15 protein-coding genes are annotated in these 14,061 nt (G+C 48.5%); 13 read left to right on the top strand and 2 right to left on the bottom strand.

Translation table 11 applies throughout. The features are described 5' to 3' along the window. Nucleotides 1-16 precede the first annotated feature (16 nt). From rlmN to KXJ70_RS17425, 11 genes are all read left to right on the top strand, one after another. Nucleotides 17-1,162, top strand: a complete 1,146-nt coding sequence (gene rlmN / locus KXJ70_RS17475; RefSeq protein WP_219044838.1) for a dual-specificity RNA methyltransferase RlmN — start codon at nucleotides 17-19, stop codon at nucleotides 1,160-1,162. Between the two features lie 19 nt (nucleotides 1,163-1,181). After that, nucleotides 1,182-1,994, top strand: a complete 813-nt coding sequence (pilW, locus tag KXJ70_RS17470; protein ID WP_219044837.1) for a type IV pilus biogenesis/stability protein PilW — start codon at nucleotides 1,182-1,184, stop codon at nucleotides 1,992-1,994. Between the two features lie 9 nt (nucleotides 1,995-2,003). Beyond that, nucleotides 2,004-2,786: a helix-turn-helix domain-containing protein gene (locus KXJ70_RS17465; protein WP_219044836.1), complete on the top strand. Its 783-nt coding sequence runs from the start codon at nucleotides 2,004-2,006 to the stop codon at nucleotides 2,784-2,786. After that, nucleotides 2,783-3,895: a flavodoxin-dependent (E)-4-hydroxy-3-methylbut-2-enyl-diphosphate synthase gene (ispG, locus tag KXJ70_RS17460; protein ID WP_219044835.1), complete on the top strand. Its 1,113-nt coding sequence runs from the start codon at nucleotides 2,783-2,785 to the stop codon at nucleotides 3,893-3,895. The genes KXJ70_RS17465 and ispG overlap by 4 nt, the downstream gene beginning before the upstream one ends. A 49-nt stretch (nucleotides 3,896-3,944) precedes the next feature. Continuing rightward, nucleotides 3,945-5,222 (top strand): histidine--tRNA ligase, encoded by a 1,278-nt coding sequence (gene hisS / locus KXJ70_RS17455; protein ID WP_219044834.1) that lies wholly within the window; start codon nucleotides 3,945-3,947, stop codon nucleotides 5,220-5,222. 31 nt (nucleotides 5,223-5,253) lie between these two features. Beyond that, nucleotides 5,254-5,931, top strand: coding sequence for a YfgM family protein (locus KXJ70_RS17450; protein ID WP_219044833.1), 678 nt, complete (start codon nucleotides 5,254-5,256; stop codon nucleotides 5,929-5,931). After that, nucleotides 5,931-7,082 carry an outer membrane protein assembly factor BamB gene (bamB, locus tag KXJ70_RS17445; protein WP_219044832.1) on the top strand — a complete coding sequence of 384 codons (1,152 nt, stop codon included), beginning with the start codon at nucleotides 5,931-5,933 and terminating at the stop codon, nucleotides 7,080-7,082. Before KXJ70_RS17450 ends, bamB begins: the two co-directional genes overlap by 1 nt. 49 nt (nucleotides 7,083-7,131) lie before the next feature. Further along, nucleotides 7,132-8,541: a ribosome biogenesis GTPase Der gene (gene der / locus KXJ70_RS17440; RefSeq protein ID WP_219044831.1), complete on the top strand. Its 1,410-nt coding sequence runs from the start codon at nucleotides 7,132-7,134 to the stop codon at nucleotides 8,539-8,541. Nucleotides 8,542-8,610: 69 nt separating this feature from the next. After that, nucleotides 8,611-9,009 (top strand): group III truncated hemoglobin, encoded by a 399-nt coding sequence (locus KXJ70_RS17435; RefSeq protein ID WP_219044830.1) that lies wholly within the window; start codon nucleotides 8,611-8,613, stop codon nucleotides 9,007-9,009. A 202-nt stretch (nucleotides 9,010-9,211) separates the two neighbouring features. Beyond that, nucleotides 9,212-10,000, top strand: coding sequence for an SDR family oxidoreductase (locus KXJ70_RS17430; protein WP_219044829.1), 789 nt, complete (start codon nucleotides 9,212-9,214; stop codon nucleotides 9,998-10,000). 118 nt (nucleotides 10,001-10,118) lie between these two features. After that, entirely contained in the window at nucleotides 10,119-11,252 is a 1,134-nt protein-coding gene (locus tag KXJ70_RS17425; protein ID WP_219044828.1) for a helix-turn-helix transcriptional regulator, read from the top strand. 56 nt (nucleotides 11,253-11,308) lie between these two features. Here the strand turns inward: KXJ70_RS17425 and KXJ70_RS17420 are convergent, their stop codons facing one another. Continuing rightward, entirely contained in the window at nucleotides 11,309-11,914 is a 606-nt protein-coding gene (locus tag KXJ70_RS17420; protein WP_219044827.1) for a hypothetical protein, read from the bottom strand. A gap of 123 nt (nucleotides 11,915-12,037) precedes the next feature. Between KXJ70_RS17420 and KXJ70_RS17415 the strand changes: the two genes are divergently transcribed. Next, nucleotides 12,038-12,334, top strand: a complete 297-nt coding sequence (locus KXJ70_RS17415) for a DUF1244 domain-containing protein (RefSeq protein WP_219044826.1) — start codon at nucleotides 12,038-12,040, stop codon at nucleotides 12,332-12,334. A 21-nt stretch (nucleotides 12,335-12,355) separates the two neighbouring features. On the opposite strand, the gene KXJ70_RS17410 is transcribed toward KXJ70_RS17415, so the two are convergent. Further along, nucleotides 12,356-12,757, bottom strand: a complete 402-nt coding sequence (locus KXJ70_RS17410; RefSeq protein WP_219044825.1) for a hypothetical protein — start codon at nucleotides 12,755-12,757, stop codon at nucleotides 12,356-12,358. 129 nt (nucleotides 12,758-12,886) lie between these two features. Here KXJ70_RS17410 and dinB point away from each other — a divergent pair, with 129 nt between their 5' ends. After that, nucleotides 12,887-13,981, top strand: coding sequence for a DNA polymerase IV (gene dinB, locus KXJ70_RS17405; protein ID WP_219044824.1), 1,095 nt, complete (start codon nucleotides 12,887-12,889; stop codon nucleotides 13,979-13,981). The last annotated feature ends 80 nt before the right edge of the window (nucleotides 13,982-14,061 follow it).

The raw sequence follows: 14,061 nt of genomic DNA, 5'->3' as shown, positions 1-14,061 counted from the left end.
ATTGCAGGGCACGATAATGGAAGCACCAACAGCGGTCGTTCAGCAGAGTAAAGTGAATTTGCTCGGCATGTCGCGCAAAAATATGGAAGCGTATCTCACTTCTATTGGTGAAAAGCCGTTTCGTGCCCAGCAGATCCTCAAGTGGATCCACCACTCGGGGATCGACAATTTTGATGAGATGACCAATCTCGGCAAGCCCTTGCGCGCCAAGCTTCAGGATCTTGCCGAGATTCGTCCGCCCAATATTGTTAAACAACTAGATTCCATCGACGGCACTCGTAAATGGGCTGTTGAAGTAGGCGGGAACAATCTCGTTGAAACGGTGCTTATACCAGACGGCCAGCGCGGCACCTTGTGTGTGTCATCGCAGGTTGGCTGCAGTTTAGATTGCAGTTTTTGCGCAACGGGTAAGCAAGGTTTTATGCGGGATCTGACCGCCTCTGAAATCATCGGCCAGGTCTGGTTAGCGATAAAGTCCTTTGACGGGTTTAATTCCGGTAATAAGCGCATTGTCACCAATGTCGTGATGATGGGTATGGGCGAGCCATTGCTAAATTTCGACAATGTCGTCGAAGCCATGAGCTTGATGCTAGATGATTTCGGCTACGGTCTGTCCAAGAGACGTGTCACCTTAAGCACATCAGGTGTTGTGCCAATGTTGGACAAGCTGGGTGACGTTTCGACAGTGTCGCTTGCGATCTCACTGCACGCCCCGAATGATGAATTGCGCAGTCAGCTTGTGCCTATTAACAAGAAATACCCTATAGCGGAATTACTCGATGCGTGTAAGCGGTATCTTGCCAAGCAAGAAGATACTCACCGTGTAGTGACGATTGAGTACACACTGATCGCAGGCGTTAACGACGGTATCGAGCACGCTAAACAATTGGCAGAAGTGCTTCGAGATCTGCCGTGTAAAATTAATTTAATCCCGTTTAATCCTTTTTCTTTGTCGAATTACGCGCGCCCCAGCAAAAATGCGATTAACCGCTTTTGGCTGACTCTGACGGAAGCGGGCTATGTAACTACTGTGAGAACGCCGCGCGGTGATGACATTGACGCTGCCTGCGGACAGTTAGCAGGGCAAGTGCAAGATCGTACCAAGCGCAGTGAGCGGCATCGCCAAAGGGCGGAGTTAGAACAGCCTATTCGCTTGGTCTAAATTTTTGGGAGCATACTGCATGTCGTTGTTAAGAATAAAAGGCATCAAGGTATTACCCCTGATATCGGTAATGCTCATCTCTTCGTTGCTATTGTCTGCTTGCGTGACAACCAAAAGCGGCGGCTTCGCATCGAAATTAGATGATAAAAAAGCCTTTGAAACTTCTTTGCAACTTGCGCGCAGCTATATCGCGCAAGGTAATTGGGATCAGGCTAAACGCCATTTACAGTATGTTGAGGCGGAAGACAAAAATAACCCGGAAACTTTAGAGGCATTAGCCTTAGTTTTTCAGAATACCGGCGAGCTTGAGTTAGCTGAACAATATTATTTGCGATCAATTAGCGCGGCACCAACGGCCTCTAGGGTGCGCAATAATTATGCAGCCTTTTTGTATGCTCGCGGGCGCTATGCGGAAGCGGCGACGCAGCTTGAAGTTGTAGTACAAGAGCTACTGTATGAGCGTCGTGTTGAAGCTTTCGTCAATCTAGGTCGCTGTTATTTGCAATTAAATGAGTTAACTAAAGCCGAAGACGCGTTTAAGCGTGCCTTCCTGATGCAGGGTGACGATGCGGCGGTACTCATGTCATTGGCGGAAGTGTATTTCCGTATGGAACGATTTGCGGATGCGCAGCGTTTTTACGATGCCTACCTAAGCAAAAATCCAAGCCAAAATGCCGCGGCGCTGTGGTTGGGTATTCGCTTGGCAGACAAGTTTGATGACAAAAATTCGCATGCTAGTTTTGCCTTGGCCTTGAAAAATTTGTATCCAAAATCTGAGGAATACCTGCTGTATAAAGCGTATATGAAACAAAAACAGCAGGGTAGCCGCTAAGGATTTAATATGCCGGGACCAAAGAATAGTTACCCCGGGCCGCCGGGATCAGTATTACACGATGCGCGCATAAGCGCGGGTAAGTCGGTGCTCGAAACTGCCGAAGCACTGAATTTATTAAATAGCTATGTCGAGGCGATAGAAGAAAACGATTACTCCCGTTTCAATTCACCGCTATTTGCGCGCGGTTACATAAAAAGTTACGCGCGGTATATGGGCTTGGATGAAGCGCCTTTATTGAGCGACTGCGATCGGATTTGCCGTCGTGAAGAGCAGAGCAACCAGCGAAGCCATGTTCAAGTCCCCGGTAAGGTTCAGGCGCCTGGCCACGCGGGTTTTATTTTGGCGCTAATTGTGGCTCTGTTAATTTGGTCGTTGTCCTATTGGATATTTTCCGGTCCGGAAAAAAAAGCGCTATCCGTTGTTGTTTTAGAGCAACAGCTACCGGTACTACCAGTGTTGCGGAAATCGCCGTCGCTTGGTGAATCGCTATTGGGCGGCGAGCCAGTGAAACCCGAAGAAGTTGATGTGCCGGTAGTTGTAGGTGAAATTGCCGAGCTATCCTTCAAGCTCACTGAGGATGTGTGGTTAGAGTTACGTGACGCTCACAACAGTGTGGTGGTAAGTGGTGTGCAGAAAAAGGGCGAGGTTTTGCTGTTCAAATTGCGGGCCCCCGTTACGTTTAGTACAGCATACTGGCCTGCGGTGTCGATGTATTACAATGAGCGTTTGGTTGAGCTAAAAGAATTGGCAAAGAGTAACGTGGTGCGTGTACAAGTAGGTGAATTATGAAAATGGCATCTCCGATAAAACGCCGAGTATCTCGGCAGATTCATATCGGTAATGTAGCTGTTGGCGGTGATGCGCCAATATCTGTACAAAGTATGACAAACACAGAAACCTGTGACGTGGCTGCAACTGTTGCGCAGATCAGACGTTTAGAAGCGGCGTGTGCCGATATTGTGCGTGTCTCGGTTCCCAGTATGGAGGCCGCGGAAGCATTTCGTGAGATCCGCAAACAAGTGTCTGTGCCACTGGTTGCTGATATTCATTTTGACCATAAAATTGCGCTGAAAGTTTTGGAATACGGTGTCGATTGCTTGCGGATAAATCCGGGTAATATCGGCCGTGAACTAAAAGTACGTGAGGTTATCGATGCCGCAAAATTCCACAATGTTCCGATTCGAATCGGTGTTAACGCGGGCTCCTTAGAAAAGGAGCTGCAACGTAAATACGGTGAGCCGACGCCAGAGGCCTTGGTCGAGTCTGCTATGCGCCATATCGATATTCTCGATAAGCTGAATTTCCAAGATTTTAAATTAAGTGTGAAGGCCTCCGATGTGTTTATGGCGGTGGCGGCTTATCGGCAGATTGCATCTCAGATAGAACAGCCTTTGCACCTTGGTATCACTGAGGCGGGTGGTCTGCGCGGCGGCACGGTTAAGTCGGCGGTGGGCTTAGGATTGCTGTTAATGGACGGTATCGGTGACACGATCCGCGTTTCATTGGCGGCAGACCCAGTAGAGGAAGTGAAAGTTGGCTATGAGATATTAAAGAGTCTCAAGCTGCGTACCAAGGGCATTAATTTCATTGCTTGCCCGAGCTGCTCTCGGCAGAATTTCGATGTGATTAGCACCATGAATGAATTGGAGTCACGACTTGACGACGTGACCACGCCACTGGACGTTGCGGTAATCGGCTGCATAGTAAACGGCCCTGGCGAAGCAAAAGAGGCGGAGATTGGCCTCACTGGTGGGACGCCGAATAATTTAGTGTATGTGGGCGGCAAGCCTGACCACAAAGTAAAGAACGATGTATTGATCGACCATCTTGAAAAGTTAATTCGCGAAAAGGTCGCTCTTAAACAAGAACAAGACAAAGACCTTATAGCACGCAGCTAAGCCATGTTTTGGCGTTTTTATTCGTAAATTTGGTCGATAGGGAATAGTTTTGGCACGTATTCAATCAATTCGCGGTATGAATGATATTCTGCCCACCGAAACACCGGTTTGGCAGTATGTGGAAGCGCGCGTGCGCGATGTACTTGCTCGTTATGGTTATAGTGAAATTCGTTTTCCGATTGTTGAGCACACCGAGCTTTTCAAGCGATCTATCGGTGAAGTCACTGATATTGTAGAAAAAGAAATGTATACCTTTGACGATCGCAACGGCGACAGTTTGACCTTGCGTCCAGAGGGTACGGCGAGTTGTGTTCGCGCATGTGATCAAAACGGTTTGCTGCATAATCAAATTCAGCGTTTGTGGTATACCGGTCCGATGTTCCGCCACGAACGTCCACAAAAAGGCCGGTTGCGCCAATTTCATCAAATTGGTGTTGAAACCTTTGGGATGGTTGGTCCAGACATAGACGCAGAGCTTATCTTGCTGACAGCTCGTTTGTGGCGAGAACTTGGTATTAGTGATGCGCTGACTCTTGAGTTAAACAGCATCGGTAATGCCGAGTCGCGCGCCAATTACCGCCAGGCGCTGGTTGACTACTTGCGCGGCTTTCAAGATGAGCTAGATGAAGACAGCAAGCGGCGCTTAGAGACTAATCCACTTAGGGTACTCGATAGCAAAGATCCTAAAACTCGGGAACTGCTAGTCGCTGCACCGGTACTAAGTGACTATCTAGATGATATTTCGCGCAGCCACTTTGATGGATTGTGCGCACGCTTAGACGCTGCGGGTATTCCTTATACATTGAACCCTCAGTTAGTGAGAGGCCTAGATTATTACGGTTTAACAGTGTTTGAATGGACTACCGATAGCTTAGGTGCACAGGGCACGGTGTGCGCCGGTGGTCGCTACGATGGTTTAGTTGAGCAGCTGGGAGGCAAATCTACCCCAGCCGTTGGTTTTGCAATGGGTATTGAGCGCTTGGTACTGATGCTCGACACCTTAAATGTCGCGCCTGAAATTCAGCCTCAAGCTGATATTTTTATTGTGTCAGTGGGTGAAAAAGCGGACATTGCGGCTTTGCAAATTGCAGAGCAATTACGCGATGCCATGCCGTCGGTAAAAGTGCTGATTAATTGCGGTAGCGGCAGCTTTAAAAGTCAGTTTAAAAAAGCGGATAAATCAGGCGCTTCACTGGCGGTGGTATTGGGAGAAGATGAATTGCAAGGCGGCGAAGCGGCGGTTAAACCACTTCGCGCTGGGCAGGGTGAGCAGCAGTTAGTCGCATTGGCAGAACTGGTTAAATATATTTCTAAGAATCATTTTTAAACGCGACCGGACAAGTCGGAGAGGAAGTTTAGTGGAAACGTATCGCACAGAAGAAGAACAAATCGAAGCCATTAAAAGATGGTGGCAAGACAATGGAAAGTCCACTGTCTTTGGTATCGCGCTTGCGTTGGCCATTGTATTTGGTTGGAGGGGCTGGCAGGGGCATCAGGAAGCGCAAGCAGGCGAAGCCTCAGCAATATTTGATAATTTGTTGATAGCTGACGCCGCCGTGCAGCGTGATGGCAGTAGTTTAAGTACGGCTCAGCATTTGGCAGATACATTGAAAGACCGCTTTGCGAGCCTGAGTTACGGCCAATTCGCTGCCTTGTTTAAAGCGAAATACGCGGTAAAAAGCGACGATTATGCGGCGGCAACGGCTGAGCTCGAATGGGTTTTAAAACAGGGCCCGAGTGCGCAGATAAAGGCGCAAACTGAAATTCGTTTAGCGCAGGTACTGTATTCGCAAAAAGAATACGGCAAAGCGACTGCTTATTTGAGCGGACTAGCCAGTACGGGTTATGCGGCTGAGGCGGCGGAACTTGAAGGTGATGTTGCTTTTGCACAGGGCGATAAGGCAGCTGCCTTGGCAGCGTACCAGCGTGCTAGATCCTTGGCTCGCACGCAGGAAGCGCCGGTTAATAATGCAATGTTAGAAATGAAAATTAATGACTTATCTGCAGCCAAGATTGCTGTAGAGGGGGCGAAGTAATGCGGTTTATTTCTGCGGTCAGTATATTGCTGGCAAGTGCGATGATGGTGGCCTGCGCCTCCGACCCTACTAGTCGTGAGCCGGCTAAATTGACTGACTTCAAAGCAGAAAAGAAGCTAAAGGAAGTATGGTCCTATTCATTGGGGGACGGTCAAGCTGAGGCATACCATCGTATTACCCCGGTGATCGATGGAGATGAGATTTTTATCGCTTCGTCCAACGGTAAAATGGCTGCACTGAAAAAGTCCAGCGGTAAGAAGGTTTGGAAAAAATCTTACGACCTTCGAATTGCGGGTGGTGTGGGTGTATCTGGAACGCTGCTGTTCATCGGCACATCTGATGGCGAAGTTGTCGCTATTGATCGTATCTCCGGCGATATCGTCTGGCGCGTAGCAGTAAACAGTGAAGTTTTGGCTGCGCCGCAAAGTAATGGCAGTGTCGTAGTCGTGCAAACCTATGCCGGTGAAGTGCAGGGGCTTAATTTTGACGATGGTAAATTGCTGTGGAGCTACGCATCTCAAGTTCCACGCTTGACCTTGCGCGGCACGAGCACTCCTAAAGTAGTTGGCGATATCGCGATGATCGGATTTGCGAACGGTCGCGTTATTGCGTTTGATATCGAGAACGGAAGTGAACTATGGGAACAGCGTATTTCCGTGCCACAGGGCAGTACTGAAATTGAACGTTTAGTTGATGTTGATGGTCGTTTGTTGGTGATGGAAGACGGTCAGACCGTCGTCGCTACCGGCTACCAGGGACAAGTCATGGCGATCGATATTCGTAGCGGACGCCCATTGTGGGTGAAGGATACTTCTAGCTACGTCGGTGCGACAGATAATTTGGGTAAGGTATTTGTGGTGACCTCAGATGGTAGCGTAAACGCTATCGACGATAACGGGCAAGGCGCACTGTGGACGCAAACCGTTTTAGCACGCCGTGAACTGACTGAGCCAGTTGCCTTCGAGGGTGCCATCGGCGTTGGCGATTTTGAAGGGTATTTGCACATGTTGGCGCGGGAAGATGGTCATTTGCTTGCGCGCACCAAGGTCGACGGTGATGGTCTTCGCGCACCGATGACGGCTGATGGAAAACTGCTATACGTCTACGGCAATAGTGGTGAGTTAATCGCGTATAAACTGCAAGACCGTTAAGTAAACATATTGTTATTCGGCCGAGCGCTGATCAGAGTTAAATAGAATTATGGTTCCTGTTATTGCCTTGGTAGGCCGGCCCAATGTCGGTAAATCAACTCTGTTCAACCGGCTTACCAAAAGCCGCGATGCTTTGGTGGCGAATTTCCCTGGATTAACGCGCGACCGCAAATACGGCGAAGCCAGTCACGGTAATCGCCGCTATATTGTTATTGATACCGGCGGTATTAATGGTGACGAAGTCGGCATTGACGGTCCAATGGCGCAGCAATCTAAACAAGCTATCGATGAAGCCGATGCTGTCTTGCTTATGTTAGATGCGCGAGCCGGTCTCATGCCGGCGGATGAGGGCTTAATCAAGCATATTCGCAGTTGCTCAAAACCGGTGTTTTTCGTCGCAAATAAGGTTGATGGCACCGACGCTGAAGTGGCAAAGGCCGAGTTCTACAAAACCGGCGCCGCGAAAATTTATCCATTGACAGCGACCCAGGGTAAGGGCGTGCGCTCCTTGATGGATGACGTGCTCGCGCAGTTCCCTCAGGAGGCGGAGGACAAACAGGCCGCGCTGGCAACCGGAAAGAAAATTGCCGTGGTGGGGCGTCCTAATGTAGGTAAATCGACCCTGGTGAATCGAATGCTGGGAGAAGATCGCGTTGTAGTTTACGACCAGCCAGGCACAACTCGCGACAGCGTATATATAAATTACGAGCGAGAGGGTGAAGCGTATACCCTTATCGACACCGCCGGGATTCGTAAGCGTAAGCATATCTCTGAAGCCGTAGAAAAATTCTCGATTGTAAAAACCCTGAAAGCGATTGAAGACGCCAACGTTGTCATTTTGGTTATGGATGGCCGTGAGAGCATTGTTGATCAAGATCTACATCTGCTGGGCCAAGTGGTCGACTCTGGGCGTGCTGTGGTCGTGGGCATTAATAAATGGGATGGCCTTACCGCTGATCAAAAGGACAAAATTAAAAAAGAATTGGACCGGCGTTTACAGTTTATCGATTTTGCCGAAATCCACTTTATCTCTGCACTACACGGCACCGGTGTTGGTCACCTTTACGAATCGGTCGAAAAGGCCTATGAGTCAGCGACTCGTCAGTTGCAAACTCGGATGTTAACTACGATATTGGAAGGCGCGGTGCACGACCACTCGCCGCCAATGATTAACGGCAGGCGTATCAAGCTTCGCTACGCGCATCCCGGTGGGCAGAATCCCCCCATTATTGTTATTCACGGTAACCAGACCGAGAAAGTGCCGAGTAGCTACACCCGCTATTTGGAAAAGACGTTTCGGCGCGAATTAAAGATGATGGGTACACCCATTAAAATTGAATTCAAAACCTCTGAAAATCCCTTTGAAGGTAAGAAGAATGAGCTTACCAAAAGGCAAGTAGAACGAAAGCAGCGCGTTATGCGTTTTGCTAAAGCCAAGTCGGCAAGAAAGAAACGATAGTCGTCATCTGTGAGCAATATTGACACGTCAATATTGCTCGCTCATCAATGATAGAATCTCGCTAGTATCATGTCTTCACATAGTCCGCAAAATAACAAACCAGATCTCGATACACCCGAGCATATCGCCGTGTTCGTCGAGTCATTCTATGAATGTTTGTTGAACGATGATCGCTTGGCGCCGATATTTACTGACGTTGCTAATATCGATATTCGCGAGCATTTTCCACGCATTAGAGCGTACTGGGAAAAACTGTTATTGGGTAAAAATGACTACCATCGGCACACGATGAATATTCACCGAGAGTTGAACGCTAAACAGGCTTTATTAGACGAAGATTTTAAGCAATGGTTAGACTATTTCATCTATGTTGCCGATCGTGATTTCAGCGGTCAAAAAACAGAGCGTGCGAAGCAAATTGCTACGACAATCTCTCAAAATATGCGTAAAGTTATTGATCTTGCATAGCCATCTTGGCAATTGACTACTGCCACTAAAACGTTGCTCGCTTCGCAGTGCATCACGATGTGCGCGCCAGTCAAGAAAAAATTGCTATTTCCAGCCCTTCATGCCACTTGGAAACACCGTCCGAATGGGTGGTGCCGGTTCCCGGTCACTCCGCTAAGATATACTCTGTTTTCCTAATAATTTTAAATATCAGGGTTAAATTATGCTTTTACAAGGCAAGGTAGTCATTGTGTCGGGTATTGGGCCCGGGTTGGGTCAGGAGTTAGCGGTAGAAGCGGCGAAGCAAGGGGCCGCCGTGGCCATGTGCGCGCGTACCGCAAGTAAGCTAGATGAGGCTGAGGCAGAGATCATGGCCTTAGGTTTAAATACCGAAGTACTAAAGGTTGCTACTGATATCAGTGATCGTCAGCAATGCGCAGCTTTAGTTGAGAAAACCATCTCCCGCTTTGGTCGTATTGATGTGCTTTTTAACAGTGCCTACAATCCAGGGGAATTTGGCCCCATTGAATCTGCAAATTTGGACAGTTGGCGCGCGGCAATGGACGTTAATTTATTTGGCACAATGGCCTTAACGCTCGAAACTATTCCGCAAATGAAAAAGCAGGGCGGCGGCGCGATTGTCATGATTAACACCATGGTTACCCGCAAACCTTTACATACCCAGGGTGGCTACGGCGCATCGAAAGCCGCATTGGCGAGCGCAACCTCACATCTAGCATTGGAGCTTGGTGGCTATAATATTCGCGTGAATTCTGCGTATATGGGATGGATGTGGGGGCCAGCAGTTGAGGGATATTTGCAAATGAACGCCGATGCGGGTGGCCCAAGTGTTGAGCAACAGGTAGCGGCAGTTTCAAAAAATATTCCTCTGGGCCATATTCCTGACGACGCCGACTGTGCCAAAGCAGCGATATTTCTAGGGTCCGACTATGCCTGTGCAGTGACTGGCGCCGCTCTTGATGTAAATGGTGGAGAATATTTACCCCACTAGTACTCCTTTAATATCATGTTGAAGGAGTACTAGATGCTTCGTTTAGCAAGGGGTAGTGAATTCGGAGCGGAGAGGCTTTAGAATCGGGTCACATTTTACAACGTGGCCCGTGCACCTTATGGCTGATCTAGAGCTTTATTCGCAAACCGATGCGGTGATTCATTCGATTTACCACGGCTTGTTGGAATCGCCACCATGGCAGCAATTTCTGGGTGAACTAAGAGCTCTCCTTGACGGCAATTTTGCGACCTTGCTTTTGCGTCCTCCCAGTGTGCGTGAACAAGGCGTAGTATTAAATTCAGTTGTATTTTCCCCCGGAGTTTACCAGGCATACAACCAGACTTATTTTGCCCTCGATCCCTTTGTCAATTTACCCGATGGTGAAGTCGTGACCATTGCGGAATTCCTTGCCACTGAGGATTTTCAGCAGTCTGAATATTTTCGTAGCTACCTGCAGCCAAGCAATGTGATGCATATTTTGGGTGCAGATCTTTGGTGTGAGGAAGGTTTGCTTGCACGTTTACGTGTTACAAGGCCAGCAGGCACTGATAATTTTGGCGACAGAGAGAAGGCCCTGTGTAGGCAGCTACTGCCGCATTTGCGGCAAGCTATACAAATACATGCTCGGCTTCGGGATTCTGAGACTGAGCGAAGTTTGTATGCTGATACCTTCGATCAGCTGGCAGTTGGAATTGTGACACTAGATGCACTCGGTAATGTAGTGAGCACGAATCCAGTCGCTAGGCGGTTCATTGATAGTGCTCGGGGTTTAATATTGCGTCAGGGGTGTTTGAAGCTGGAGAGTGTTCACGAGCAAAAAGCGTTCAAGAGTTTGCTGAGCGAGGTTGTTTCTGCTCATCATCAGCAGCTAGCCGGATGCGTTAAGGCCTTTCGAATCGCTGAAGTAGGGCAATTACAGGGGCTAAATTTACTGTTACGGCCACTGCCGCTCAGTGACCGCAGCGGTGAGTCAGCGCCTGCCGTAGCGGTATTTTTGAGCGACCCGATGGCGCCGCGGCAGGCCACAAGTGATGTTCTTATTGCGCTATTTGGCTTGACTCCCGCTGAAGCGCGGCTAGCGATCAGGCTGGTGAACGGCTTAAGTTTAGATGAGGCAGCAGTCAGTTTAGGGGTGTCGCGCAACACTGCTAAGTCTCATCTTCGGGCAGTATTTTCGAAAACAGGAGTAACTAGGCAACCCCAGCTTATCCAATTAATACTGAATAGTGTGGTGACGTTGGCAGGAGAGTAAGTGTGAGTTGTAAAGAGGCTTTGCAACTCACACTTTTTTCACCTTAATAGCTAAATTTAGCTACTTTTGGTGGCGGCTTTTGCTGCAGGCGCCTTTTTAGCTGCGGCTTTCTTGGCGGGTGCCTTTTTAACAGCAACTTTTTTCGCTGGTGCTTTCTTGGCCGGCGCTTTCTTCACAGCTGCTTTCTTCACTGGAGCTTTTTTGACAGCGGCCTTCTTCAACGCTGTCTTTTTAGCTACGGCTTTTTTGGGAGCCGCTTTTGTTTTGCTATCGAAACTTTTCGCGGCATCTTGTGCTGCCTTTGCTAATGCTTTGGCGCGTTGATAGTCGCTCTTTAGTTCAGCCAGTTGGTTCTTCGCCATAATCATGACGGCTTTGGCATCAAGTTCGAGCTCTTTCGCGCCATTTACTGCTGAGTGAGCCCGATCTACTTGTTTTTGAATTCGACTGTCCATTTTGGCTTTGGCTTTTTTCTGTAAATCACCAAGCTTTTCTTGTTCGGATTTTAATTTTTCGCGGGCGCGTTCGGCTTGAGCTTTTGCCTTGTCGATTGCTTTATTGGCATCGGCCATTAAGCGATCTCGCAGCTGTTCAACCTTGGATTCTAGAGATTCAATTTCCTTGCGGATCAATGCAACGGGATCCATTTTCTTATTTGTCATATCAGCGAGCCTCGGTAAACGTATTTATGATGATTAATCGACGAACTTCACTACTTGTAACAGTCATAACATAGCAAACTTTGCGATAATACACAGTGAAACTTTGATATATGGAGATGAGCGATGGATAAAGTACAAACTGATGCGATAGAAGCGGCGGTATTTAGACGTCTTTTAGCACATTTGGATGAGCGCAAGGACGTTCAAAATATTGATCTGATGAATCTAGCCGGCTTTTGCCGCAACTGCCTGTCGAAATGGTATGTCGCCGCCGCAGAGCAAGAATCTTTTAGCATTGAGTACGAAGCGGCGCGAGAGCGGGTGTATGGTATGCCTTACGCTCAGTGGAAGACTGAATTTCAGCAAGAAGCTAGTGCGGAACAATTGGCTGGTTTTGTTAATAAGAGCCCCGATAAATAAGTTTATTATCGGGGGAGGCTATTAAAGACCACCGTTGGGAATAAAGCGATTGTCGGTATTGTTGCGAATCCATAGGAGCATATCACGATCCAGTTTTTCGCCACGCTTGCGCAGCACTTTAGCTAGCCATATCGCCGGGGACTCTTTGCCGGCATCCCAGCCGCTAATGAGTTTTTCTGCGCGGGTAAAAAAGCGTATCAGCGCTAGAATATCGTCATTGCTAAGCTCTACCGCTGCCTGTTGCCACTGATCTTGGCTCACTCGCATAAACACGCCATAGCGTTGCTGTTCTTCATCGGTAAACAGCGCAGGCAATTCTTCTAGGCGGTCTTCGCGGCTAATCGCAATGCAGCGTTGCAGCCATTGTAAATCTATTGAGAGTGCGCTTTTTTCATTCTCGGGTGTCCAACTGCCAATTGCCATTTTCAACGATCCAGATTGCCAACAGTGGAGCTAGTATAACGCATAATCACGGGTGACTTCCGTGGTGGTATTTGCTATTTTACTGTGCTTTTATACAGCTATAAGTGCGTGTGTAATGGGTGGTGGTTTTTGCGTAAAATTATTCACTGCGACTGCGATTGTTTTTATGCTTCGGTGGAGTTGCGAGATGACCCCAGCTTAAAAGGTCGTCCAGTTGCCGTTGGCGGAGCGGCAGAGCGCCGAGGCGTAGTCGCCACTTGTAACTATGAAGCGCGAGCATTCGGTATTCATTCTGCGATGCCAACTGCAAGCGCCTTGCGACGATGCCCAGATTTGATCGTTCTCACGCCCCGCATGGACAAGTACCGCGAAGTTGCTTTGCAAATACGCGCCATTTTTAGCCGATACACCGAGCAAATAGAACCCCTATCCTTAGACGAAGCGTACTTGGATGTGAGCGATTGTGATGCGTTTCAGGGCAGTGCAACGCGCATTGCGGAGGCGATACGTCAACAGGTTCGCGACGAGGTTGGGATCACGATTTCGGCGGGGGTGGCTCCGAACAAGTTTTTAGCCAAAGTGGCCAGTGATTGGGATAAGCCGGATGGACTAACGGTAATAACGCCCTCGCAGGTTGATGAGTTTGTACTGAGCTTGCCCGTAAAAAAAATTCACGGTGTGGGAAAGGTTATGTCAGCTCGGATGGCGACAGAGGCCATTTTTTCTTGTGCGGATCTACGACAAAAATCCTTGAATGAGTTGCTTGGCTTGTTTGGTAAATTTGGCCATCAGTTGTTCGATTATGCCCGAGGTATTGATGAGCGTGCAGTAAAGCCGCATCGAGAGCGAAAATCGCTCAGTGTCGAAACAACCTTTGCGCAGGACATTGTCGGAGTCGACGCGGCGAAGAGCCGAGTCGCTCCGCTATTACTTGAGCTTGAAACAAGACTGCTCCGGCGAGGCGACAAGAAATTTAGTGGTGCTTTTGTAAAGTTAAAATCTGATGATTTTCGCCAAACGACAATTGATAGGCGATATGAGGGCGACTTAACGAGTGTGCTATTTGAACAATTACTCGAGGAAGCTTGGGCTAGGATGGCGTCGCCTTTGCGCCTGATAGGCATCGGAGTGCGCTTTGCGAGTAATGAAGAGAGTTCTGGGGGTAGTAATTCAATTGAGGGTGGTGCCGAGCAGCAGCTGGATTTATTTACTGATATTGAATAGTCAGGTTGAACTAAGGCGTGTCGAGCTAAGAAATTAGGGGCGTAAAAAAGGGCGGTAAAAACCGCCCTTATTCAGAGTGT

It is taken from the genome of Zhongshania aquimaris (assembly GCF_019312595.1).
Lineage (GTDB): Bacteria > Pseudomonadota > Gammaproteobacteria > Pseudomonadales > Spongiibacteraceae > Spongiibacter > Spongiibacter aquimaris.
Note: the sequence above shows the minus strand (reverse complement) of the source record. Positions and strands in the feature narration are given on the sequence as shown.